This is a genomic window from Paracoccus saliphilus (assembly GCF_028553805.1).
GTDB classification, from domain to species: Bacteria; Pseudomonadota; Alphaproteobacteria; order Rhodobacterales; family Rhodobacteraceae; genus Paracoccus; species Paracoccus saliphilus.
The window spans coordinates 3255431-3278660 of the sequence record NZ_CP067140.1; the positions used below are offsets into that span (position 1 = coordinate 3255431).

Sequence of the window (23230 nt, forward strand, 5' to 3'; positions counted from 1 at the left end):
GTGAGGTTTCTGGTGCAAGGGGGCTTTGGCCCCACTTGCATCATTCGGCGGCATCCGCGGCAAGAAATCCACCCGATTGGCGCGACCACAGCCGCGCATAGAGCCCGTTTTGCGCCAGCAACTCGGTATGACTGCCCTGCTCCACGATGCGGCCTTCATCCATGACGATCAGCCGGTCCATCGCTGCAATGGTCGACAGGCGATGCGCAATGGCGATCACCGTCTTGCCCTCCATCAGCGCATCCAGCCGCGACTGGATCGCCGCCTCGACCTCGCTGTCCAGTGCGCTGGTTGCCTCGTCCAGGATCAGGATCGGCGCATCCTTCAGCGCCACGCGGGCAATCGCGATTCGCTGGCGCTGTCCGCCGGACAGTTTGACGCCACGCTCACCGACATGAGCATCCAGCCCCCGCCTGCCATAGCTGTCCGACAGGCCCGGCACGAATCCATGCGCCTCGGCGATACGCAGGGCATCGGCGATCTCGGCCTCACTGGCTTCCGGACGGCCATAGGCGATATTCTCGCGCACCGACCGATGCAAAAGCGAACTGTCCTGCGTCACCACCCCGATGCCGGCCCGCAGACTGTCCTGCGTTACTTGCGAGATGTCCTGACCATCAATGGTGATCTTCCCGTCATCGATATCGTGGAAGCGCAGCAACAGGTTGACCAGCGTCGATTTCCCGGCACCCGAGCGCCCGACCAGCCCAACCCGTTCGCTTGGCGCGATATGCAGAGTCAGATCATCCAGAATCGGAAGCGGCTGCTCGCCTGCGACGCTGGCATAGCGGAAGGTGACATGATCGAAACGCACCTCGCCCGGCCCCCGAACCAACGGGCGCGCATTCGGCGCATCCACCACCTGACGCGGCAGGGCAAGGCTGGATATGCCGTCGCGCACCGTACCGATATTCTCGAACAGCGCGGCAAATTCCCACATAATCCAATGCGACATGTTGTTCAGCCGCAGCGCCAGGGGCACCGCGATGGCGACGGCCCCGACAGCGATCTGATCCTCGGTCCAGAGCCACAGCCCAAGCCCCGTGACCAGCGCCACTAACAGCACGTTCATGGTGTTCAGCGTGATGTCTTGTGCACTGCTGAGCCGCATCTGCCGGTGGACCGTCCGCAAAAAGGAATCCATCCCATCATGCATCCACGCCTCTTCGCGCGCCGAATGAGAGAACAGCTTGACCGTGGCGATATTGGTATAGCTGTCGACCACGCGCCCGGTCATCGCCGAGCGCGCATCGGCCTGCGCCTTCGCCACATGCCCCAAGCGCGGCACGATATACCACAGCATCACTCCGTAACCGGTGGCCCATGCAAGGAAAGGCAACGCCAGCCGCCAATCCTGGCTAGCGGCAAGCACGAGCGCTCCGAGGAAATAGATCAGCACATAGCTGCCGACATCCATGATCTTCATGGCGACCTCGCGCACCGCCAGCGCAGTCTGCATCAGCCTCTGCGCGATCCGGCCCGAGAACTCGTCCTGGAAATAGCCGATGGACTGGCGCAATAGATAGCGATGCGCCTGCCAGCGGATGCGCTGGGGGAAATTCCCCATCAGCGACTGATGCAGGATCAGCGAGCCAAGCAGGTTCAGGACCGGCAGCATGATCAGCAGCACGACGGCCATCATCGCCAGACGCGCACCCTCCTGCTGCCAAAAGACATCGCGCGGCGTGTCGGACAACCTGTTTACGACTTCACCCAGCCAGCTGAACAGCATCACCTCGATCAGGGCGATGACGCTGGACAGCAGTGCAAGCGAGATCAGCCAAGGAAGCGCACCGTGGCTGTAATGAAGGAGGAATTTTCCCAGTGACCGCGGCGGCATGTCCGGCGTGTCAGTGGGATAGGGGTCTATGCGTCGCTCGAACCACGCGAACATGGCGTCACCTGAACTGGCAGTTTGTGAAAGGAGCCGGGGCGGAAGTGCTGACCAAATTTCCGGTATATGTCAAGCGAACCCGCCCCGGGATGAGAATGGATCGTTTACGGGGCGAGCCGGGCCAATGCCTCGACATCTCCAGCGGCCAGGGCGGCTGTGGCGGCGTCGACCCGGTCCAAGGGCCAGTTCCACCAGGCAAGCTCCTGCAAGCGCCGGATATCCGGGGGATCGAAACGCATCCGGACGATCCGCGCCGGGTTCCCCGCGACGACCGCGTAATCGGGCACCTTGCCTGACACGACCGCCCGAGCGCCGACGATCACGCCATTGCCGAGCATTGCTCCGGGCAGAATCACGGCGCCATCGCCCAGCCAGACATCATGGCCGATGACCGTATCGGGCAGACCGGAGATCTGGTCGATATAATCGCCAACCCGCTCGTGATCGAAAATCGCGAAAGGATAGGTCGAGATACCGGCCATCGGGTGATTGGCCGAGGCGGTGATGATCCGGACACCATCGGCAATCTGCCCGAAACGCCCGATCACCAGCCGCTCGGGCGCGCCGGGATATGTGTAGGGAGCCAGTTGCGCGGCCCAATCTTCGGGCGGCGCGAAACTGCTGGCATAGGTGAAATCGCCGACCTCTATATTCGGATGGTCGATGACGCGGTTCAGGTGAGCCAGGCCGTGATTGATCCGACCATCTGGAAAGCGCATCGGATAGGCAGAGGTTGCGTCAAGAAATTTGACGGGCATGGAAAATCCTTTCGATTCTGAACGGGTTAGATCAGATCGCGAGATTGTCCATGGCACTTGCTCCTTCTTCGTCAGCGCATCCCATAGCATGAAATCCGGCGGCATGGAAGCTCTACAGGTGCCGCGTCTCGGGGGCCGGGTTCCACCAGTTGTCATCCGCTCCATCGGCCCAATAGACGGGCGCGGCAATCAGCTCGGCCTCGGTCGCGTCGTCCAGCGCAGGAACCACGACCTGCACGAAACGGCCACCCATTTCGGCGATGTCGCCTTCTGTCCATAATCTCGTGCCGCAGCGCGAGCAGAACCAGTGATGCATGGCGATGGCGTCATCCTGCGCGCGCGGGGTCTCGGCCAGATATTCGCGCCCCTGCGTCAGCCGAAAGCCGTCGGGATCGGGCAGCCGCATCTCCCAATAGCGCATCTTGCGACAGAATCGGCAATTGCAGCGCATCGTGCCCTCGCCGAGATCGCCATCGGCCTCGAAACCGACCGCTCCGCAAAAGCAGCTTCCGTGATAGGTTTTCATGCCCCACCCTCCCCGTGGCAGACTGTTTCGATATTGTTTCCATCCGGATCGAGAACGAAAGCACCATAATAATCAGGATGATAGACAGGGCGCAGTCCCGGCGCCCCGTTATCGCGGCCACCTGCATCCAGTGCGGCCTTGTGAAACGCATCCACTGTCGCGTGGTCCGGGGCCGCAAGGGCGACATGCGCCCCGGATGCGGCCGGGCGGCCAGTCCCGATCCAGAAGAACGGCTTGTTATCGCGGCCAAAACCCAGATGGGCGCCGTGGCCGCCGGTCATTTCCTCGGTCACCTCCATCAGCAGCGATATGCCTAGAGGCGCAAGCGCGCGTTCATAAAAGGCACGGGAGGCAGAGAGATCAGAGACGGGAAATCCGATATGGTCGATCATGGCATGCTCCTTTCATATCGGAACATGCCATGAGCTTGCTGACAAAACACGACAGTATCCCAAGAGGGCCTGACAGATGGGAAGACGCGCAACGACAGCCTGCGGTGTTCGATGCAACGAGCAGTTGCGCAACGCCAGTTTGGCCAGCATTTGCTGGGATTTCGGTTGTGACATGCGTACACGGGACGTGCACAGCCTGTACACAAGGCGTACACAGCCGTTGCGTATTGGGCCCGGCCCTGCGGCCCCCTGCCCTTCCCCGATGGCGACCGGGACGCCGGGCGCGGGAACGCAAAAGGGCCGCCCCATGGGACGGCCCTGTCACGTTTCAGTCGATCCGCTTGTCCGGGATCATTCGATGATCTTCGACACCACGCCGGCGCCAACGGTGCGGCCGCCTTCGCGGATGGCGAAGCGCAGCTTTTCTTCCATCGCGATCGGCGCGATCAGCTCGACCTCGAATTTCAGGTTGTCGCCGGGCATAACCATCTCGGTGCCTTCCGGCAGGTTGACCGTCCCGGTCACATCCGTCGTCCGGAAGTAGAACTGCGGGCGGTAGTTCGCGAAGAACGGCGTATGACGGCCACCCTCGTCCTTGGTCAGGATATAGGCCTCGGCCTCGAACTTCGTATGCGGCTTCACCGAACCCGGCTTGCACAGAACCTGACCGCGCTCAACGCCGTCACGCTCGATGCCGCGCAGCAGCGCACCGATATTGTCGCCCGCTTCACCACGATCCAGCAGCTTGCGGAACATCTCGACGCCCGTGCAGGTGGTCTTCTTGGTGTCGCGGATACCCACGATCTCCAGTTCGTCACCCACGTTCACCGCGCCACGCTCGACACGGCCGGTCACAACCGTCCCGCGGCCGGAAATCGAGAACACGTCCTCGATCGGCATCAGGAAGGGCTGGTCCACGGCGCGCTCAGGCGTCGGGATGTAGTCGTCGACCGCAGCCATCAATTCCTTGATCGAGTTCTCACCGATCTCGGGATCACGGCCTTCCATCGCAGCCAGGGCCGAGCCCTTGATGATCGGGATATCGTCGCCCGGATAGTCGTAGCTCGACAGAAGCTCGCGCACTTCCATCTCGACCAGTTCCAGCAGCTCCTCGTCATCGACCTGGTCAACCTTGTTCAGGTAAACCACGATCTTCGGGATGCCGACCTGGCGGCCCAGCAGGATGTGCTCGCGCGTTTGCGGCATCGGGCCGTCAGCGGCGTTCACCACCAGGATCGCGCCGTCCATCTGCGCCGCGCCCGTGATCATGTTCTTCACGTAGTCGGCGTGGCCGGGGCAGTCGACGTGAGCATAGTGACGGTTCTCGGTCTCGTATTCGACATGCGCCGTCGAGATCGTGATCCCGCGCGCCTTCTCTTCCGGTGCGCCGTCAATCTGATCATAGGCGCGGAAATCGCCGAAATACTTCGTGATCGCAGCCGTCAGCGTCGTCTTGCCGTGGTCAACGTGACCAATCGTCCCGATGTTGACGTGCGGTTTGTTCCGTTCAAACTTTGCCTTTGCCATCTAGGGCCTCCTGATCGCGGGGCATGGCATGAAACGGCCCCGGTTAAACGTGCGCCGCGATGTATAAGGCCGCCGGGGAAAAATCAAGGGCTGGAAGTCCGCTTTGATCGCGCATTTTTTCGCCTTGCCGCAACGGCTTCCACGAGCTTTTCGGGAACCCGCGCCAGCCCGCTGACGTTCGCATCCTGAACGACGTCATCGTTAACCGCTTTCCAAGCCGAAAGGACAAACTCATGAGCCTGATGAAATCTCTCGCAAAGGTCGCCGCCGGGGTCATGCTGGCGAAAGGTGTCGGCAATCTCATGAAAAACCGACAGCAAGGCTCGCAGAGCGGGTCATCCGCGAACCGCTCGGGCGGCGGACTTCTGGACGGCCTGCTCGGAAACAATGTCGAGGGTCAGCGCGGCGGCAGCGTCACCGACCAGTTGGGCAAGGTCCTGGGCGGCCGCGGTTCCGGTGGCAGCCAGGGCGGCCTTGGCGGAATGCTCGACGGGCTGGCTGGCCGCGGCGGGAGCAGTGGCGGCGGGCTTGGCGGTATGCTGGGCCAGTTGACCGGCGGCAGAAGCGCGTCGGGCAGCGGCTCGGGCGGGCTTGGTGACATGCTTGGCGGGTTGCTGGGCGGTGCCGCGGTCGGCGGAGCGGCAGGCGCAGCCACGGGCGGACTGGCGCGCAAGGATTCGCAACCCAGCAACGACGCGAGCTTTGGCGAGCTTTTCAACGATTCGCTGTCGCGCAACGACGAACCCGAAACCGCGCCCACCCCGGAACAGAACGCCGCCGCCGGACTTATGCTGAAGGCGATGATCCAGGCCGCCAAATCCGACGGCCGCATCGACGAAGCCGAGAAGGAACGGCTGCTTGGTCACCTGGGCGACGAGCTGGATGACGAAGAACGCCAATTCATCCGCGAGCAGATGGCAGCCCCGGTCGATGCGGCGGCACTGGCGCAAGAGGTTCCCGACGGGCTGGAGGCGCAGGTCTACCTGATGTCGCTATTGGCCATCGATTTCGACAACGAGGAAGAGGCGCGCTACCTGCATGCGCTGGCCGAGGCGATGGGCCTGCCGCGCGAGACGGTCAACCAGATCCATGACGAGGTCGGCACGACTCGGCTTTACAGCTGATCCCGAAGACCCGGGCCGCTCACGCCGATAGCAAAAGCGTGAGCGGTCATCGCTCCGATTGATTGCGGCACAGCCCTCTGACAAGATGGAATTACGGTATTTCCGGATGCCGTTCCTGGATGTCATCGAAGCTACCCAGCATATAGCGAGGAACTCTTATGCGCCTGATTTCCCTTACCGCGATTGCCGTAACTGCCGCACTTCCCCTGTTCGCCCATGCCGATGCAGCCGAGGACGCTATCGAGGCGCGTCACGGCTATATGAAGATGCTGTCGATCAACATGGGCACGCTTGCCGGAATGGCGAAGGGTGAGATCGAATATGACGAGGCTGCCGCCTCGACCGCGGGCGCGAATATCGAAACCCTCAGTAATTATACCGTCCCCGCCCTGTTCCCCGAAGGCACCGCCGAAGGCGAGGCTGACGATTCCGACGCCTTGCCGGCCATCTGGGAAAACCCCGAGGACTTCGCCCGGAAATTCGCCGATCTTGGCGAGGCCGCAACCGGGGCGGGTGATGCCGTCATGGGCGGGCAAGAAAATATCGGCCCGGCCCTGCAAAAGCTGGGCGGAGCCTGCAAGGCCTGCCACGATGATTACCGCAAGAAGGACTGATGGCTGAGGATCAGGCCCGCCGCGTCAGGATCTGGGATCCGGCCTTGCGGGCATTCCACTGGCTGCTTGCGGTGCTGGTGATCGCCAACTGGCTGTTGGGCCAGTTCGGACCCAACATCATGACGCTGCATTTCTGGCTGGGCTACACGATCGTGGCGCTGCTGGTGTTCCGACTGATCTGGGGATTTGTCGGTCCCGAAAGCGCACGCTTTTCAAGCCTTTTCCACGGTCCCCGCGCCGTGACCAGCTATCTGCGTGACATGGGCAAGCGACAGCCGAGCCATTGGCCCGGCCATAATCCTCTTGGCGCGCTGGCCGTCATCGCCATGCTGCTGACGCTGTTCTGGCAGGTCGGGACCGGGCTGATCGCGGATCCCGAAGATTTCGTGAATGTCGGCCCGCTGGCAAGCAAGGTCGGCAGCGATGTCGCGACGAAAGCCGATGCCTGGCACGCGCTTGGCGCCAATATCATCCTGGTCCTTGTCTTGCTGCATATCGTGGCGATCCTGTTCTATCGGATCTGGAAGAACGAGGACCTGATCCGGCCGATGCTGACCGGCTGGAAATGGGTGCGCCGGCGATAAGCAGGACGACAGGCTGGGCCCGAACGAGAAAGGCCGCCCTCGGGCGGCCTTTTCCTCATGATCCGGTCGAGCGGAACGATCAGGCGGCTTCGGCCTCTTCGGCTTCGGCAGCCATGCGGCGCTCGCTCTCTTCGCGGGACAGCGCGACCGAGGTGCGGACACCCTTGGACACGAATTCCATCAACCCCTTGACCACCCGCTCATTCGGGTCGATCCCGGCACAGCTCAGCACCTCGCGGCCATCGCGCGAACGGGCCCAACGGGCAATCTGCTCGGGGCCATTGCCATATTTCTTGTCATCCGCAATCGCATCATCAAGCGCAGCCAGCACGACAGCCGCAAACAGCTTGCGGGCGCGTTGGCCTTGTTCGAAATTGAAAGCGGAGCCATCAACAAAATCGCGCATAACATCTTTCCGTTTCTATGGTCTTCTGCCATGACCATCTTACAGGCCAAGTGCAGGCCTTTCTTATCAATTCCGTTTCTCCGACGGTGACGTTGACTTAGACGTTATGCCGTCGATTCGATATTCCCCATAGCACATATCTGCCATGCATATCATGCAACTCGTAGAAAATTGTGACATTCCCGCTGTGTTCGGCATGATCCGGCCCTTGGACAATAGGTGGAAATCGCCTTGACATCCGCGCGGCTTCGAACTTGTTGCCTAAGGGCGTCCGTCCCGATATAGGGGCGGCACAACGCCGTTCAATGCCTGGACGGAAATTCCCGCAACAGTTCCAAGAGTGCCTCCATGCCAAAGATCAACGGCAATGAAATCCGACCCGGCAATGTGCTGGAGCATGACGGGGGCCTGTGGGCCGCCGTGAAGGTCAACCATGTCAAGCCCGGCAAGGGCGGCGCATTTGCCCAGGTCGAGCTGAAAAACCTGCGTGACAATCGCAAGCTGAACGAGCGCTTTCGCAGCGAAGACAAGATCGAGCGTGTCCGGCTGGACCAGAAAGACCAGCAATTCCTGTATGAAAGCGACGGCAAGCTGGTCTTCATGGACAGCGAAACCTTCGAGCAGACCGAGCTTGACGCCGATCTGTTGGGCGAGCGCCGCCCCTTCTTGCAAGACGGCATGACCGCCACGATCGAGTATTATGGCGACGAGGCATTGTCGGTCTCGCTGCCCCAGAAAGTCACCTGCAAGGTCGTCGAAACCGAGCCCGTGGTGAAGGGTCAGACCGCCGCCAACAGCTACAAGCCTGCCGTTCTGGACAATGGCGTGCGGGTCATGGTGCCGCCCTTTATCGGCCAGGACGAGGATATCGTCGTCAATACCGAGATGTTCGAATATAGCGAACGCGCCTGACCGAAAGCGTTCGCAACTCGCGGACAAAAAGGGACGCAACACCAGCGCGCGTTGCGTCCCTTTTTCATGCGCAACAGATCATGCTGCTTGACCAGCAAATGCTGGGTTTTTGCCTGCACAACGCGTACACTGCATGTACACAGATTGTACACTGCGCGTACACAGGGTGCTTGCGTTGCACAAATTACGTTACGTCACAAATTAAGTCGCGGTTCATAATTGGCGGCACCAGGTCGTCTTGGCAGCGCCCGGGTGCCTACAATCGCCCCCGGTAGGCTGGCAGCCTTCACGCCGTTCGTTCCAGAGCGTGTCGCGTTGAATCGGAAATGCCGGGCATTTGCGTTCCGCGATGGCCGGGGGCGCTGCCCCGTCGCCGGCAGGTCTCTCGAACCAGTGGCGCACCAACCGATGCCCCCCAGAGGATATTTGCATGAAGAAGAAGGAGGGGGCGCATCCGGATTGGCGCAACACGCGCTAATACAGCGTTTGCCGATACCGGTCTTCCACAGCGGATTGTTCGATGGACTCAACCTCCACCTGTCCGTGATCCCGGATCATTTCATTCAGTGACGCGACCGGACGCGCTGCGGGCCATGTCTCGGCCTTCCAGAGGCCCCCGCGCATCGGTGCCTTGCCGCAATGGGTAAAAATTTCTTCCGCGGTGATCCTCAGAACCGTTTTCGGGCTGCGGCCGTTCACCTGAAACCGGTCGCAAAGGGCGGGGTCAGTGCAGATTTCGGCAGTTCCATTGACCCGCAGGGTTTCGCTGACAGTCGGGATCATGAAGAGAAGGGCGACCTTGGGGTGCTGAAGGATATTCAACAACCCGTCGATGCGATTATTGCCCGGACGATCCGGCACAAGCAGGGTCGTATCCGTTTCGACCGTTACGAACCCGGCGGGATCACCCTTGGGCGACACGTCAAGATTGGTTCCGTCGGAACTCGCCAGGACAAGAAAGGTGGAATGCTCGATGAATTGGCGGCAATGCCTGTCGAATTTCCGGATCACCTTGACGGCGGCGCGAGGCGAAGGATCGCCATAGATTTCGCGCAGTCTTTCGGGCGTCATTTCGGTGGTCCCGTCCGGGGTCATGAGCTTCGCTCCAATTGTGCCAACTCTTGCAGGCCCCCCGCAGAGCGGGGAAGCTGCTTTCTTGCCGTCCACATGATGCGTGGAAGGCGTGCCATCGCCAGCAGGACACGCGGCGCGGAACCTCTGCCGGAAAGGTCTGCGCCCCGTCGGCAGGATCAATCCGGGATAACGCGCACCGCTCCCTTGGCCGCGCTGGTCGCCATCGCGGCATAGGCGCGCAGGGCGGTCGAGACCTTGCGCTTGCGATGCTCTTTCGGTTTCCAGCCCTCGGCCTCGCGGAGTTCGCGGCGGCGGGCCAGTTCGGCATCGTCCACGGCCAGCTCTATGGTCCGGTTGGGGATGTCGATCCGGATCAGGTCGCCCTGTTCGACCAGCCCGATCATGCCACCCTCGGCGGCCTCGGGCGAGACATGGCCGATGGACAGACCCGAGGAGCCGCCCGAGAAGCGGCCATCGGTAACCAGCGCGCAGGCTTTGCCCAAGCCCTTGGATTTCAGGTAGCTGGTCGGATAGAGCATTTCCTGCATGCCGGGTCCGCCTTTCGGACCTTCATAGCGGATCAGCACGACCTCGCCTTCCTTGACCTTGCCGGTCAGGATGGCGGACACGGCGGAATCCTGACTTTCGAAGACATTGGCAGGGCCGTCGAATTTCAGGATCGATTCATCGACACCCGCGGTTTTGACGATGCAGCCATCCTCGGCCAGGTTGCCGTAAAGCACCGCGAGCCCGCCATCCTTCGAGAAGGCGTGATCGGCATCGCGGATCACCCCGGCCTCGCGGTCCAGATCGACCGCGTCATAGCGGCGGTCCTGCGAGAAGGCGGTCTGCGTCGGCACGCCCCCCGGCGCAGCGCGGTAGAAATCATGCACGGTGACGGACTCGGTGCGGGCGACATCCCACCGGTCCAGCGCCTGAGCCAAAGTGCCCGCGTGGACATTGCCGACCGAGGTATCGAGCAGCCCTGCCCGATCCAGCTCGCCCAGGATCGCCATGATCCCCCCGGCACGGTGAACATCTTCCATATGCACGTCGGATTTCGCTGGCGCGACCTTGCACAGCACCGGCACCTTGCGCGACAGCTTGTCGATATGGCCCATGCTGAAGTCGACCTCGCCCTCATGCGCAGCGGCCAGCAGGTGCAGAACGGTATTGGTCGAGCCGCCCATGGCGATATCCAGCGTCATGGCATTGCTGAAAGCGTTGAAATTGGCGATCGAGCGCGGCAGCACGCTGGCATCGTCGCCCTCGTAGTAACGGCGGGCGAGATCGACGATCAGGTGCCCGGCCTCGACAAACAGCCGCTTGCGGTCGGCATGTGTGGCCAGCGTCGAACCGTTGCCGGGCAGTGACAGGCCAAGCGCCTCGGTCAGGCAGTTCATCGAATTGGCCGTGAACATGCCCGAGCAAGAGCCGCAGGTCGGGCAGGCCGATTGCTCCATGGTCATCACATCGGCCTCGGACACATTGTCGTCAGCCGCGGCCACCATCGCGTCGATCAGATCGACCGCTTTCATCTCGCCGTTTTCCAGCACGACCTTGCCGGCCTCCATCGGGCCGCCCGAGACGAAGACCACCGGGATGTTCAGGCGCATCGCGGCGTTCAGCATGCCCGGCGTGATCTTGTCGCAATTGCTGATACAGACCATCGCGTCGGCGCAATGCGCGTTGACCATGTATTCGACGGAATCGGCGATGACCTCGCGCGAGGGCAGCGAGTAGAGCATCCCGTCATGGCCCATCGCGATCCCGTCATCGACGGCGATGGTGTTGAATTCCTTGGCGATGCCGCCCGCCGATTCGACCTCGCGCGCGACGAGCTGACCGAGATCCTTGAGATGCACATGGCCGGGCACGAATTGCGTGAAACTGTTGACGATAGCGATGATCGGCTTGCCGAAATCGCTGTCCTTCACCCCGGTCGCACGCCACAGGCCCCGGGCGCCTGCCATGTTGCGGCCGTGGGTGGTGGTGCGGGAACGATAGGCGGGCATAACGGATCTCCTTTGCTGGCGACTTTCCTTATCACCCCTTGCGACGGAAGGAAATTACCTGAAACACGGGATTCAAGGGTGCATTCTGTCGTCGGATGACGGGATTGTGTTCCAGAAGGATCGGGGGCCCTGCCCCCATCCGGCCCATGCGGGCCGGATTCCCCCGAGATATTTGGGTAAAGAAGAAGGGGCGCGTCAGGATGCCATTTTCATGGCGAGAATCCCGGCGAGGATGAGAGCGGCAGCAAACAATCGGGCCGGAGTGACGGGTTCTCCCATCAGGACGATCCCGAGGATGAAGGTGCCGACGGCGCCGATGCCGGTCCAGACCATATAGGCGGTGCCGAGCGGAAGCTGGCGCATGGCGATGGCCAGAAGCCAGAAGGACGCGATCATGCCCACCACCATGATGCCGGTGGGCCAGGGTTTCGTGAAACCGTCGGATTGCTTCATCGCGGTGGCCCAGACGATTTCGAGAAGACCGGCGATGGTAAGGGTGAGCCAGGGCATGGAAAGCCTCGTGACAGGGGCCGGGTCGTCCCGGCAGTGCTGCCCATGATGGGGAGGTCGTCCTCGGGTTTTGGAGCTAGGCTTTCACCCCGCCCCGGTCAAGGGCGCGGGCGTAACCCCGATCGGTGGTGTTGCGATCATGCCCACGCGGGTGGTCGGAACGGGCGGCGAGATCAGGTGATCCGCTTGATGCTGTCGGCGATTTCGTCCCATTCGAAGACGCGCCTTCCAGTTGTCGCGCATCTACATCGGTTTGCCGAATTCGATGGCCTTACATCCGAGAAATCTCCCTCGCAATCCTCGAAGATCACCGCACCGAGGGTGTTCATACGTCCCAACAGGAAGTCACGGGTGCATTCATGGCTGACCCCGCCGGACGCATTCGTCCGGCACCTCGCGCATGCCAATGAGCAGCGAAGCGCAAATCGTCTTGGACAGACCCGGCTCCAGCATCGCCATCTGCTCGACTTCATATTGAACTCAGATTCAAACTCTTGACCTGTGACGATTAATCATCAATCATGTGAATGAACGTTCACTTATGGAATCATTCCCTCGACATGGTCATTCGTCCCATCCCTTTCGACACGCAAGATCCTGATGCCGACACCCCTGTCCGTCCGCGCGAGAACGAGATACTCGACAGCATTCGCCAGACCTTTGCCGAAAAAGGCTTTGACGGCGCATCCATGCAGGAACTGGCGCGGGCGGCAGGGATGAGCGTGGGTAATTTTTACCGCTATTTCCCGTCGAAGGCAGCGATGGTGGCAGCGATCATCACCCGCGATCTTGAGGAGGTGGGGCAGAAATTCACCGATGTCGCCGCAGCCGAGGATCCGCTGGCGGCGCTGCGTGAGGGGCTGCATCTGCGCGTGGCCGAGGAATGCTGTGGTGTCGAGGATGCCTCGCTCTGGGCCGAGATCACCGCGGCGGCGCAGCGCAAACCCGAGATCGGCACCGTCGTCCAGCATATGGAGCGCGGGATAACCAGTTATCTGGTCGCCGCCTTTGCGCTGATCGCCGATGTATCGCAGGACGAGGCGGAGCGTCGCTTTCTTCCCCATGCGGCGATGGTGGTGATGCTGGTCAAGACGACATCCATCCAGGCGCATGGCCCAAGCGCGCAATGCAGGTTGTCGCATGACGATCTGACGGCGCTGGTCCAGCGCCTGATCGACATGATCCTTGATGAAGTGGCCGCTGCAAGGCCAAGGGAGCCGAAATGAGGTGCAGGATTCTTTCCGCGCTGGTTCTGTTGCTTGCCCTGCCTGCCTGGGCGGCGGAAGAGGAAGCTGACGCCACTACCCAACCCGCACCCCCCGCGATTACGGTTTCCGAGGTCACGCGGATGGTCCTGCGCGACCGGGTGATCGCCGGGGGGCTTGTAGGCGCAGTGGAGCAAGTCACTGTCCAGCCATTGGTCGAGGGCCAGCCAATCGAGACGCTGGAGGCCGATGTCGGCGATCATGTCGAGGCGGGCCAGGTGTTGGCCCGCTTGTCTACAGCCGCGCTGGAGCTGCAAAAGAGCCAGCTTCGGGCCGGATTGGCCTCGGCGCGAGCAACGGTGGCGCAGGCCGAAGCACAGGTTCTCGAGGCGCGCTCGTCCGCGGACGAAGCGCAGCGCGTGGCCGAACGCAACCGCGCGTTGCGAGAGCGCGGCAATGCTTCTCAGGCGGCTTATGACCAGGCGCAGGCTGCAGCGGTTTCCGCGGCGGCGCGGGTCACCGTGGCCCGGCAGACATTGGAGGCGTCGCAGGCGCAGGTCGATCTGGCCGAGGCGCAGCTTGCCGATGTGGAACTGAACCTGAAGCGCACCGATGTCGTCGCCCCGGTGGCGGGCGAGGTACTGACCCGCAACGCCCAAGTCGGCGCGGTCGCCAGCGCGGCGGGTGAACCCATGTTCGTGCTGATGAAGGACGGGGCGCTGGAGCTGCGTGCAGAGATTTCCGAGGCGGATCTGCTGCGACTTAAGCCGGGAATGCCGGCATTGATCCGCAATGTCGGTGGCCAGGCACCGATCGCCGGCACACTGCGATTGGTCGAACCGGGGATCAGCGCCACGACCCGGCTCGGCATCGCACGGATCTTCATCGATGAGTCGAATGCGTTGCGGTCGGGTATGTATGCGGATGCAGAGATCATCCTGGCCGAGCGCGAGGGTCTGGCGGTACCGGTGACGGCTGTCGGCAGCGATGCCGATGGAGAGGCGGTGGTGATGCTGGCCGAAGATGGCGTGGTGCACGAGGTGCCGGTGCAAACCGGCATTCGCGATGTGGGCATGGTGGAAATCGTCTCGGGCGTTGCCGAGGGTGATCGGGTGGTGAGCAAGGCCGCCGCCTTTGTCCGTGATGGCGACCGGGTCAACGCCGTTCTGGCTGACGCGCAATGAGGGCGAAACCATGAATTTCTCAGCCTGGGCGATCCGCAATCCCGTGGCGCCGCTTCTGGCATTCTTCATGCTGCTGATGCTGGGATGGCAAAGTTTCAACAGCCTGCCCATCACCCGTTTTCCCAATATCGATGTGCCGCTTGTGGCGGTGACGGTGGCGCAATCCGGCGCCGCCCCGGCCGAGCTCGAGACACAGGTGACCAAGGAAGTCGAGGATGCCGTTGCGGGCATCTCCGGCGTCAAGAACGTGACTTCCACCGTGACCGACGGGCAGTCCCAGACATTGGTCGAGTTTCGTATGGAAGTGCCGACCGACAAGGCGGTGCAGGACACCAAGGATGCCATCGACAAGGTCATAGGGGATCTGCCGGGCGACGTGGAGACCCCCATAGTCAGCCGTATCGATGTCGAGGGTCAGGCGATCATGACCTTTGCCGTCTCGGCCCCTGACATGACGATGGCAGCGCTGTCATGGTTCGTGGACGACAAGATCAAGCGCTCCCTTCAGGGTCGGCCCGGCATCGGACGGGTGGACCGCTTTGGTGGCGCCGATCGCGAGATCCGCATCGAACTCGATCCGGTGCGGCTCGCCAGCCATGATGTGACGGCCGAGCAGGTCAGCTCGCAACTGCGGCTGACCAACACCAATCTCGGTTCCGGCCGGGCGGAACTCGGCGCCGGAGAGCAGGCGATCCGCACCCTGGGCGACGCCAGCACCGTCGAACAGCTTTCCCGCACCACCATTGCGCTCGGTGGCGGGCATTATGTCCGGCTGTCGGAACTGGGGACGATCACCGACACTTATGAAGAACTGCGGTCGTTTTCGCGTTTCAACGGCGCGCCGGTCGTGACCTTCGCCGTGTTCCGGGCCAAGGGCGCTTCCGAAGTCTCGGTTGCGGAAGTGACGAATGAGATGCTGGACGAGCTGCGGACCGAACATCCCGAGGTCGGGATCACCCTCGTCGACGATACGGTCTACTACACCTATGGCAATTACGAGGCCGCGCTGCATACGCTGCTGGAGGGCGCGCTGCTGGCGGTGCTGGTGGTGCTTGCCTTCCTGCGCAACTGGCGGGCCACCCTCATCGCTGCCGTCGCCTTGCCACTCTCGGCCATTCCGACCTTCTGGATGATGGACCTGCTGGGCTTCTCACTTAACCTTGTCAGCTTCCTTGCGCTTACGCTGGCCACCGGTATCCTCGTCGATGACGCGATCGTCGAGATCGAGAATATCGCCCGCCATATCCGCATGGGCAAGACGCCCTATCGCGCCGCCATGGATGCTGCCGACGAGATCGGGCTGGCGGTGATCGCGACCACCTTCACCATCATCGCCGTGTTCGTGCCGGTCAGCTTCATGCCCGGTATTCCGGGCCAGTATTTCCGGCAATTCGGCCTGACCGTGGCCATCGCCGTGGCGTTCTCGCTGCTGGTGGCGCGGCTGATCACGCCGATGATGGCCGCCTACCTGATGCGCGACAAGGATGCCGCCGGTCACGAGGAGGGCCAGCGCGACGGTCCGGTGATGCGCGGCTATCTGCGTTTCGTGGCGATGACCACCCGCCACAAGTACCTGACCATGCTGACCGCGATACTGGTGCTGATCGTTTCGGTCTTCTTCATGCTGAAGGTCCCCGGCAGCTTCCTGCCGCCCGAGGATGTCAGCCGTATCTCGATCAGTGTCGAGCTGCCGCCCGGCGCGACGCTCGAGGAAACCGAGCACGCGACCAGCACCATGACCGAACGCATCCGCGAGATCGAGGGCGTGAAAGACATCTTCGTGCTGGGCGGCTCGTCGCCGACCGGCGATCTCGATATCCGCCGCGCCTCGGTGACGGTGCTTCTGGACAAGCTTGACCATTCACTGCTGCACAAGCTGGCTGAGATCGGTAATTCGGTACCCTTGCTCTCTGTCATCGTGCCGGATCTCGAAAGCGAGGGCAGGACCAAGCCCCAGAACCGGATCGAGGCCGAGATTGCCCTGCTTTTGCGCGATGTCCCGGATATCCGCGCCTATCGGCTGAACGACCGGGGAGAGCGCGACCTGTCCTTCTCGATCCTGTCGAATGATGACGAGAGCCTCAACCGGGCCGTCGCCATGCTGGAGGATGCGTTGAGCGGCGATCCCCTGCTGGCCGATGTCGGCACCGAAGGCGCGTTGCCACGGCCCGAATTGCAGATCACGCCCAAGCCCGACGAGGCGGCGCGGCTCGGCGTGACCACGGCTGCCATCGCCGCGACAGTGCGGGTGGCGACCATCGGCGATATCGATGCGGCACTGGCCAAGCTGGCGATCGACGACCGGCTGGTGCCGGTGCGGGTGCGGCTGAACGATGCGACGCGCGGCGATCTTGCCCGGATCGGCGCCCTGCGTGTCGCGACGGTCACCGGCGACTCGGTGCCGTTGAAATCCGTTGCCGATATCCGCATCGGCGAAGGCCCCTCATCCATCGAACGGCTGAACCGCACCCGCAAGGCGACCATCGGTGCCAGCTTACCCGTTGGTGTGGCCCTCGGTTCGGCGACGGAACGCTTCAACGAACTCGTTCACGGCGTCGATCTGCCACCCGGCGTGCGGGTGGCCGAATCCGGTGATGCCGAGATCCAGGCCGAATTGATGGAGAGCTTTGGCAACGCCATGATCATGGGGCTGATGCTGGTGCTGACAGTGCTGATCCTGCTGTTCGGCAGCGTGATCCAGCCCTTTACCATCCTCTTGTCGCTGCCTCTGGCCATCGGTGGCGTCGCGGCGGCACTGATCCTGACCTCGTCACCAGTATCCATGCCGGTGATGATCGGCATCCTGATGCTGATGGGGATCGTGACCAAGAACGCCATCCTGCTGGTCGATTTTGCCATCGAGATGCGACGGCAGGGGATGGACCGGATCAAGGCGGTGATGGAGGCCGGGCACAAGCGCGCCCAGCCCATCGTGATGACCTCGATCGCCATGTCGGCGGGGATGCTGCCCTCGGCCCTCGGTGTGGGTGAAGGAGGGTCCTTCCGCGCGCCCATGGCAACGGCGGTTATCGGGGGGATCATCGTTTCGACCGTGCTATCGCTTCTGGTCGTGCCGGCCTTCTTCCTGATCATGGACGACTTGTCGCGGCTGCTGGCCCGGCTGACACGCGGCATGATCGGTCGCAAGGAAGAGGAAACCGAGCCGCTTGCCCCTGAAGAGATCGCCGCCGGAATCGCGGGACTGGAGAGCCGTGTTACCCGCTTGGAGGACGACCGCCCGCATGACAGCAAACCCCGGCTGTCGGTGGTCGTGGAGTAAGCCTTGAACCCGATTGACTTTCTTTGGGGAATTGTTGCGCTATCCCGTCTCAAGGCAGGACACGCCCTTTCACGCATAGTAGCGCATGACTCTGATCTCGGCCCATCCTGATATGCTGTCGGGATCAGTTCAGTCGCCCTTTTTCCGGGTGGTCCGCTACTATTGGGTGGCGAATTCCGTCAATCGCGTCAGCAGGGTGTAGTCGGATTCGAACACCATGATGACGACAAAGACCAGAATGATGAATGGCGGCAGCAGGATCGCATAGCCAAGCGCCAGCCGTTCCCATGCCATATGCATGAAGACCGCGACGATCAGACCCGCTTTCAGCATCATGAAGATCAGGATCAGGCTCCAGCGAAGCCCTCCCTGAAACTCCATGTAATCCACCAGATAGGACGCCGCGCTGAGCACGAACAGAAGGCCCCAGACCATGAGGTAGAGCCTGATCGGGTGCTGCTGGCCTTCGTGAGTACCGCCGACGGTTGCTGCCTGCGGCTGATGCTCCATTGACGATTGCTCCATGATCCCTCCCTACCACAAATAGAAGAATGCAAAGATGAAGACCCAGACCAGGTCGACGAAGTGCCAGTAAAGACCCATGATCTCGACGCTTTCGTAATCGCCGTTGCCGCGCGATAGCCAGCTGCGCCGGTCGAGATCGAAATCGCCCCGCCAGACCCGATGCGCCACCAGCAACAGGAAGATGACTCCGATGGTCACATGCGTGCCGTGAAAGCCGGTGATCATGAAGAAGCTTGCGCCGAACTGCTCGGCTCCCCACGGGTTGCCCCAGGGCCGGACGCCCTCGGAAATCAGTTTCGACCATTCGAAAGCCTGCATGCCGACAAAACCCGCTCCGAGCAATGCGGTGACCAGCATCAACAAGGCGGTCGGGCCGCGCGCCCGCCGATAGGCGCTGTTGACCGCCATGGCCATGGTTCCCGAGGACGAGATCAGGACGAAGGTCATGATCGCGATCAGGATCAGCGGCATATCCGCCCCGCCGATATGCAGCGCGAAAACTTCGCTGGCGTTTGGCCAGGTTTCAGGGGTGGAACTGCGTGCAACCATATAGGCAACCAGGAAAATGCCGAAGATGAAGGTGTCGCTCAGAAGCAGGATCCACATCATCGCCTTACCCCAGGAGACCTGCTTGAAGGTGCGTTGATCCGAACTCCAGTCGGCGACAAAGCCGGCAAGTCCCTCGGGGTGTTCCGGCGGCGTCTTCTTGAGTGTCACATCGGCCATTGCTTCCCCCTCATCTCAGTACGGACCGGCAAAGCGCCAGGAATTCGTTGCCCCACCCGGTAAACAGCGCAAGCAGCAGGATCCAGATTAACAGCAGGGCGTGCCAGTAGAGCGCGCAAAGCGCGACGATGGCCTGCACCCGCCGAGGCTCCGGCTGTCGGGCAAGCCGCAGCCAGACCGCTCCCATCGCCATCAGACCGCCCAGGATATGGAGCCCGTGCAAGCCGGTGATCAGGTAGAAGAAGCTGGCGGCCGGTGCCCCGGCAAGAACGTAGCCGCTTGTCGTCAACATGTCCCATGCCGCGATCTGGCCGACCAGAAAGGCAAGCGTGGACAACACGCCCGCGGCAAGGGACCAGTTGAGCAACCGAGCCTCGCCCTGCCTCGCGGCAGCTACCGCGATTTGCAGGAAAAGGCTGCTGGACAACAGTACTGCGGTATTGATCCAGACCAACCGGGGCAGCGGGACCAATTGCCACGGCGTCGCGTCGATCTGCAGGACGAAGGCGCTCCCCAGCATCGCGAAAAGCCCTCCGACCACCGCGAGGAAAACGCCCAGCCCAAGCTTTTGCGGCGCGACGGGTGATGCCTCGGTTATCGCTGGCGGCGCACCGGTTTCCAGCCATGGCTTGGAAAAAAGCCGCTGGCGCGACAGCCACCAGCCGATGATCGCGATGAGAACGGCGAGAAAGGCGAGGATAATGTTCACAGCCGGCCTCCGGGATGCTCGGGTGTGACGGGATCGTTCTGGGCGATGAAGTCCTCTGCCGCGCCGGGCACGCTGTAATCATAGGCCCAGCGATAGACCAGCGGCAGGGATTCGCCCCAGTTACCATGTCTGGGCGGGGTATCCGGAGTCTGCCACTCCAGGCTGGTCGCACGCCAGGGATTGGGTCCGGCATCGCGCCCATGGCGCAGGCTCCAGCCGAGGTTGAACAGGAACAGCATCTGCGCGGCGCCAACAACCAATGCGGCAACCGAGATGAAGGCGTTGAGCCCTTCGACCGATGTGGTCATGAAGGCCGGCTCACCCAACTCGTAATAACGTCGCGGCACACCGACCAGCCCGACATAATGCATCGGGAAAAAGATCGCATAGGCGCCAAGGAAGGTGACCCAGAAATGGACCTGGCCCATCGCCTCGTTCAGCATCCGGCCGGTGATCTTGGGATACCAGTGATAGATCGCCCCGAAGATCACCATGATCGGGGCGACGCCCATGACCATGTGGAAATGCGCAACCACGAACATCGTGTCCGACAGCGGCACGTCGACGACAACATTGCCCAGGAACAGTCCGGTCAGCCCGCCATTGACGAAGGTGACGATGAAGGCGAGCGCGAATAGCATCGGCAATGTCAGGTGGATGTCACCGCGCCACAGCGTCAGCACCCAGTTATAGACCTTGATCGCGGTCGGCACGGCAATGATCAATGTCGTGGTGGCGAAGAAATAACCGAACCACGGATGCATGCCGCTGACATACATGTGATGCGCCCAGACGACAAAGCTGAGTGCGCCGATGATCACGATGGCCCAGACCATCATCCGGTAGCCAAAGATGTTCTTGCGGGCATGCACCGATATCAGGTCCGACACGATGCCGAATGCCGGTAGTGCGACGATATAGACCTCGGGATGGCCGAAGAACCAGAACAGGTGCTGGAACGCGATCGGGCTGCCGCCGCCATAGCTTAGCTTTTCGCCCATCTCGACCAGCATGGGCATGAAAAAGCTGGTGCCCAGAAGCCGGTCGAACAGCATCATGACGCAGGCCACGAATAACGCCGGAAATGCCAGCAACGCCATCACGGTGGCAGTGAAAATGCCCCAGATGGTCAGCGGCAGCCGCATCATTGTCATGCCGCGGGTGCGTGCCTGCAGCACAGTGACGACGTAATTCAGCCCGCCCATCGTGAAACCGATGATGAACAGGATCAGCGAGACCAGCATCAGGACAATGCCTGCCTGCTGCCCGCCGGGCGTGCCCGACAGGATCGCCTGTGGCGGATACAGCGTCCAGCCCGCCCCGGTCGGCCCTCCGGGCACGAAGAAGCTTGCCACCAGCACCAGCACCGCCAGCAGATAGATCCAGTAGCTGAGCATGTTGACGAAGGGAAACACCATGTCGCGGGCGCCCACCATCAGCGGAATCAGGTAATTGCCGAACCCGCCAAGAAAGATCGCCGTCAGAAGATAGATCACCATGATCATGCCATGCATGGTGATGAACTGGTAATAGGCTTCGGGGGTGATGAAATCGAACACGCCCGGAAACCCGAGCTGCAGCCGCATCAGCCAGGAAAGAACCAGGGCGACCAGTCCGATCGCCAGCGCGGTGCAGGCATACTGGATCGCGATATACTTGGCGTCCTGCGAGAATACATATCTGCCCCACCAGCCATGGGCATGCGGAGGCATGACGTCGGGCACTTCGAGCGGCGGAAGCTCGGTACCGGCCTCGTGACGAATATCGCCCATGTTACTCCTCCTGTTCGGTTGCACCGTCAGCGCGGTGCGGCACGTTTGGCGGGTTTGTATTGTCCTGCCGGCACTCTCCCCTCCCGGAGCCTAGTTTCCCTTCACCAGGCGTGTCGGCTGATCTTCCACCGGCACCGCATTCGCATATTCGGCGAAGGTCAGCTGCTCTTGCAGCCACTCGTCATATTCCTCTTGTTCCACCACCTGGACATAGCCTCGCATGAAGCCATGACCGGTCCCGCATAATTCGGCGCAAAGCACCTCGAATTCCCCGGTGCGCGTCGGCTCGAACCAGAAATAGGTCACCATGCCGGGAACCATATCCATCTTGGCGCGGAACTCGGGAACGTAGAAATTGTGCAAAACATCGATCGAGCGCAGCGACATCTTCACCGGCCGGTTCACCGGCAGGTACAACTCACCGCCCTCGACGATCACGTCGTCGGTGCCGGTCGGATCATGCGGGTTGACGCCCAGCGGATTGTCCAGATTCATCCACTGCGGATCTGACGTGCCAAGCTGTCCGTCCTTACCCGGGAGACGGAAGTTCCAGAACCATTGCTGCCCGACGACCTCGACTTCGGTGGCGGCATCCGGAACCGTCACGAACTGCTTCCATACGAACAGCCCCGGCAACAACATGGCGGCCACACCCACCCCCGTCGCAACCGTCAGCCAGATCTCAAGCCGTTTGTTTTCAGGGTTGAAATCCGCTTTGCGGCCCTCTTGGTGACGAAAGCGGAACACGCAATACGCCATGAACAGGACGACTGCCGCAAAGACGACTCCGGTGATCCAGAACGTGATGATCAGTGTGTTGTCGATATAATCCCAGTTCGACGCAATCGGCGTCCACCACCACGGGCTAAGGAGATGGAATGCCACTGAAGCGACAACGACCAGAGCAAGGACAAGTGCGATCATCATGTTGCGCACATCCTGATTTTTCGTTTCGACATGCGGGCATAGCAGCAGCCGCATTCTCGTTAACTGTCATGATTGTAAGAGAAAAAACCCAAAAAATCCAGTTAAGATAGGGTAGTTGCCATCCTGTCGAAAAGGATCGCCCCTGATGGCCGCTTCGATTGGTTCAATGCCTGCGGCCCAGGAGGAGTCTACGGGGATCAGGCCAGCTTGCGGTGAAACGCCATGTCGATCGAGATGAAGGCCGTGGCATTTCCCGCCTCCCCCCCGGCTGCCGCTCGACCAGTTCGCGCAATTCGGCGATATCCTCGGCCGCCGCCTTCTCCATGGCGACCCCACCATTCCCATCTCGAACATCTGCCGGGCATGTTTCAGGTGATCCGAGTTCCCGGCGCGGAACTGAGAACCAGCCGCGCCAACTCGTCCGACCGGTGCAGGACCGTGGCCGGATTGATCTCGTTCACGCGGGAACGTTCGCCATGGTTGATGGTGATCAGCCCGCGATTGTAGCGCCTCGCGCATAGCGGGGCGGCCGACGCCGGAATACGCGCGATCCGGCAGGCATGGGA

Annotated in this window: 21 protein-coding genes and 1 pseudogene; 7 read left to right on the forward strand and 15 right to left on the reverse strand. The window is 61.8% G+C overall.

The window, feature by feature from the left end:
• Positions 1-40: 40 nt before the first annotated feature.
• The 5 genes from JHX88_RS15715 to tuf all read right to left on the reverse strand — a co-directional run bounded on the left by JHX88_RS15715 (position 41) and on the right by tuf (position 5097).
• The gene (locus JHX88_RS15715; RefSeq protein WP_076526703.1) at positions 41-1894 is read right to left on the reverse strand and encodes an ABC transporter ATP-binding protein; all 1854 of its coding nucleotides are present in this window, start codon (positions 1892-1894) and stop codon (positions 41-43) included.
• A 104-nt stretch (positions 1895-1998) separates the two neighbouring features.
• Positions 1999-2652, reverse strand: a complete 654-nt coding sequence (locus tag JHX88_RS15720; protein ID WP_076526791.1) for a CatB-related O-acetyltransferase — start codon at positions 2650-2652, stop codon at positions 1999-2001.
• Between the two features lie 112 nt (positions 2653-2764).
• A complete protein-coding gene (locus tag JHX88_RS15725) occupies positions 2765-3178 on the reverse strand; it encodes a GFA family protein (protein WP_076526704.1) in 414 nt (137 codons plus the stop codon).
• On the reverse strand, positions 3175-3570 hold the full coding sequence (locus JHX88_RS15730; RefSeq protein ID WP_076526705.1) for a VOC family protein: 396 nt from the start codon (positions 3568-3570) through the stop codon (positions 3175-3177). The genes JHX88_RS15725 and JHX88_RS15730 overlap by 4 nt, the downstream gene beginning before the upstream one ends.
• 351 nt (positions 3571-3921) lie before the next feature.
• Entirely contained in the window at positions 3922-5097 is a 1176-nt protein-coding gene (tuf, locus tag JHX88_RS15735) for an elongation factor Tu (RefSeq protein ID WP_076526689.1), read from the reverse strand.
• A gap of 233 nt (positions 5098-5330) precedes the next feature.
• On the opposite strand from tuf, the gene JHX88_RS15740 reads away from it, so the two are divergent.
• The 3 genes from JHX88_RS15740 (at position 5331) to JHX88_RS15750 (ending at position 7419) form a co-directional block, all read left to right on the forward strand.
• Positions 5331-6221, forward strand: coding sequence for a DUF533 domain-containing protein (locus JHX88_RS15740; protein WP_076526706.1), 891 nt, complete (start codon positions 5331-5333; stop codon positions 6219-6221).
• 158 nt (positions 6222-6379) lie between these two features.
• On the forward strand, positions 6380-6835 hold the full coding sequence (locus tag JHX88_RS15745; protein WP_076526707.1) for a c-type cytochrome: 456 nt from the start codon (positions 6380-6382) through the stop codon (positions 6833-6835).
• Complete coding sequence (locus tag JHX88_RS15750; RefSeq protein ID WP_076526708.1) at positions 6835-7419, forward strand: cytochrome b/b6 domain-containing protein; 585 nt, start codon at positions 6835-6837, stop codon at positions 7417-7419. Before JHX88_RS15745 ends, JHX88_RS15750 begins: the two co-directional genes overlap by 1 nt.
• 79 nt (positions 7420-7498) lie before the next feature.
• On the opposite strand, the gene JHX88_RS15755 is transcribed toward JHX88_RS15750, so the two are convergent.
• Complete coding sequence (locus JHX88_RS15755) at positions 7499-7825, reverse strand: DUF6280 family protein (RefSeq protein ID WP_042251710.1); 327 nt, start codon at positions 7823-7825, stop codon at positions 7499-7501.
• A gap of 348 nt (positions 7826-8173) precedes the next feature.
• On the opposite strand from JHX88_RS15755, the gene efp reads away from it, so the two are divergent.
• Positions 8174-8737: an elongation factor P gene (gene efp, locus JHX88_RS15760; protein WP_076526709.1), complete on the forward strand. Its 564-nt coding sequence runs from the start codon at positions 8174-8176 to the stop codon at positions 8735-8737.
• A 474-nt stretch (positions 8738-9211) separates the two neighbouring features.
• Here the strand turns inward: efp and JHX88_RS15765 are convergent, their stop codons facing one another.
• The 4 genes and pseudogenes from JHX88_RS15765 to JHX88_RS22355 all read right to left on the reverse strand — a co-directional run bounded on the left by JHX88_RS15765 (position 9212) and on the right by JHX88_RS22355 (position 12795).
• Complete coding sequence (locus JHX88_RS15765; protein ID WP_076526710.1) at positions 9212-9832, reverse strand: pyridoxamine 5'-phosphate oxidase family protein; 621 nt, start codon at positions 9830-9832, stop codon at positions 9212-9214.
• Between the two features lie 155 nt (positions 9833-9987).
• The gene (gene ilvD / locus JHX88_RS15770) at positions 9988-11826 is read right to left on the reverse strand and encodes a dihydroxy-acid dehydratase (RefSeq protein ID WP_076526711.1); all 1839 of its coding nucleotides are present in this window, start codon (positions 11824-11826) and stop codon (positions 9988-9990) included.
• Positions 11827-12021: 195 nt separating this feature from the next.
• The gene (locus tag JHX88_RS15775) at positions 12022-12336 is read right to left on the reverse strand and encodes a DMT family transporter (RefSeq protein WP_076526712.1); all 315 of its coding nucleotides are present in this window, start codon (positions 12334-12336) and stop codon (positions 12022-12024) included.
• Positions 12337-12509: 173 nt separating this feature from the next.
• Positions 12510-12795: pseudogene (locus JHX88_RS22355) on the reverse strand (phosphogluconate dehydrogenase C-terminal domain-containing protein).
• Between the two features lie 101 nt (positions 12796-12896).
• Here JHX88_RS22355 and JHX88_RS15780 point away from each other — a divergent pair.
• From JHX88_RS15780 to JHX88_RS15790, 3 genes are read left to right on the forward strand one after another with little or no spacing between them, the layout of a single operon-like run.
• Positions 12897-13562: a TetR/AcrR family transcriptional regulator gene (locus JHX88_RS15780; RefSeq protein WP_076526713.1), complete on the forward strand. Its 666-nt coding sequence runs from the start codon at positions 12897-12899 to the stop codon at positions 13560-13562.
• Complete coding sequence (locus JHX88_RS15785) at positions 13559-14725, forward strand: efflux RND transporter periplasmic adaptor subunit (RefSeq protein ID WP_076526714.1); 1167 nt, start codon at positions 13559-13561, stop codon at positions 14723-14725. The genes JHX88_RS15780 and JHX88_RS15785 overlap by 4 nt, the downstream gene beginning before the upstream one ends.
• A gap of 10 nt (positions 14726-14735) precedes the next feature.
• Positions 14736-18005: an efflux RND transporter permease subunit gene (locus JHX88_RS15790; RefSeq protein ID WP_076526792.1), complete on the forward strand. Its 3270-nt coding sequence runs from the start codon at positions 14736-14738 to the stop codon at positions 18003-18005.
• A gap of 159 nt (positions 18006-18164) precedes the next feature.
• On the opposite strand, the gene JHX88_RS15795 is transcribed toward JHX88_RS15790, so the two are convergent.
• The 5 genes from JHX88_RS15795 to coxB all read right to left on the reverse strand — a co-directional run bounded on the left by JHX88_RS15795 (position 18165) and on the right by coxB (position 22664).
• On the reverse strand, positions 18165-18530 hold the full coding sequence (locus JHX88_RS15795) for a cytochrome C oxidase subunit IV family protein (RefSeq protein WP_076526715.1): 366 nt from the start codon (positions 18528-18530) through the stop codon (positions 18165-18167).
• Positions 18531-18539: 9 nt separating this feature from the next.
• Positions 18540-19256, reverse strand: a complete 717-nt coding sequence (locus JHX88_RS15800; RefSeq protein ID WP_076526716.1) for a heme-copper oxidase subunit III family protein — start codon at positions 19254-19256, stop codon at positions 18540-18542.
• Between the two features lie 10 nt (positions 19257-19266).
• Entirely contained in the window at positions 19267-19965 is a 699-nt protein-coding gene (locus tag JHX88_RS15805) for a cytochrome c oxidase subunit 3 (protein ID WP_076526717.1), read from the reverse strand.
• Entirely contained in the window at positions 19962-21737 is a 1776-nt protein-coding gene (locus tag JHX88_RS15810; RefSeq protein ID WP_076526718.1) for a cbb3-type cytochrome c oxidase subunit I, read from the reverse strand. Before JHX88_RS15810 ends, JHX88_RS15805 begins: the two co-directional genes overlap by 4 nt.
• A gap of 90 nt (positions 21738-21827) precedes the next feature.
• The gene (gene coxB, locus JHX88_RS15815; RefSeq protein WP_076526793.1) at positions 21828-22664 is read right to left on the reverse strand and encodes a cytochrome c oxidase subunit II; all 837 of its coding nucleotides are present in this window, start codon (positions 22662-22664) and stop codon (positions 21828-21830) included.
• Between the last annotated feature and the right edge of the window lie 566 nt (positions 22665-23230).

What these genes read in the sequence shown, in the direction of transcription:
- JHX88_RS15715 (WP_076526703.1), bottom strand. Translation starts at nt 1,894, where the DNA reads ATGTTCGCGTGGTTCGAGCGACGCATAGACCCCTATCCCACTGACACG.
- JHX88_RS15720 (WP_076526791.1), bottom strand. Translation starts at nt 2,652, where the DNA reads ATGCCCGTCAAATTTCTTGACGCAACCTCTGCCTATCCGATGCGCTTT.
- JHX88_RS15725 (WP_076526704.1), bottom strand. Translation starts at nt 3,178, where the DNA reads ATGAAAACCTATCACGGAAGCTGCTTTTGCGGAGCGGTCGGTTTCGAG.
- JHX88_RS15730 (WP_076526705.1), bottom strand. Translation starts at nt 3,570, where the DNA reads ATGATCGACCATATCGGATTTCCCGTCTCTGATCTCTCTGCCTCCCGT.
- tuf (WP_076526689.1), bottom strand. Translation starts at nt 5,097, where the DNA reads ATGGCAAAGGCAAAGTTTGAACGGAACAAACCGCACGTCAACATCGGG.
- JHX88_RS15740 (WP_076526706.1), top strand. Translation starts at nt 5,331, where the DNA reads ATGAGCCTGATGAAATCTCTCGCAAAGGTCGCCGCCGGGGTCATGCTG.
- JHX88_RS15745 (WP_076526707.1), top strand. Translation starts at nt 6,380, where the DNA reads ATGCGCCTGATTTCCCTTACCGCGATTGCCGTAACTGCCGCACTTCCC.
- JHX88_RS15750 (WP_076526708.1), top strand. Translation starts at nt 6,835, where the DNA reads ATGGCTGAGGATCAGGCCCGCCGCGTCAGGATCTGGGATCCGGCCTTG.
- JHX88_RS15755 (WP_042251710.1), bottom strand. Translation starts at nt 7,825, where the DNA reads ATGCGCGATTTTGTTGATGGCTCCGCTTTCAATTTCGAACAAGGCCAA.
- efp (WP_076526709.1), top strand. Translation starts at nt 8,174, where the DNA reads ATGCCAAAGATCAACGGCAATGAAATCCGACCCGGCAATGTGCTGGAG.
- JHX88_RS15765 (WP_076526710.1), bottom strand. Translation starts at nt 9,832, where the DNA reads ATGACCCCGGACGGGACCACCGAAATGACGCCCGAAAGACTGCGCGAA.
- ilvD (WP_076526711.1), bottom strand. Translation starts at nt 11,826, where the DNA reads ATGCCCGCCTATCGTTCCCGCACCACCACCCACGGCCGCAACATGGCA.
- JHX88_RS15775 (WP_076526712.1), bottom strand. Translation starts at nt 12,336, where the DNA reads ATGCCCTGGCTCACCCTTACCATCGCCGGTCTTCTCGAAATCGTCTGG.
- JHX88_RS15780 (WP_076526713.1), top strand. Translation starts at nt 12,897, where the DNA reads ATGGTCATTCGTCCCATCCCTTTCGACACGCAAGATCCTGATGCCGAC.
- JHX88_RS15785 (WP_076526714.1), top strand. Translation starts at nt 13,559, where the DNA reads ATGAGGTGCAGGATTCTTTCCGCGCTGGTTCTGTTGCTTGCCCTGCCT.
- JHX88_RS15790 (WP_076526792.1), top strand. Translation starts at nt 14,736, where the DNA reads ATGAATTTCTCAGCCTGGGCGATCCGCAATCCCGTGGCGCCGCTTCTG.
- JHX88_RS15795 (WP_076526715.1), bottom strand. Translation starts at nt 18,530, where the DNA reads ATGGAGCAATCGTCAATGGAGCATCAGCCGCAGGCAGCAACCGTCGGC.
- JHX88_RS15800 (WP_076526716.1), bottom strand. Translation starts at nt 19,256, where the DNA reads ATGGCCGATGTGACACTCAAGAAGACGCCGCCGGAACACCCCGAGGGA.
- JHX88_RS15810 (WP_076526718.1), bottom strand. Translation starts at nt 21,737, where the DNA reads ATGGGCGATATTCGTCACGAGGCCGGTACCGAGCTTCCGCCGCTCGAA.
- coxB (WP_076526793.1), bottom strand. Translation starts at nt 22,664, where the DNA reads ATGATGATCGCACTTGTCCTTGCTCTGGTCGTTGTCGCTTCAGTGGCA.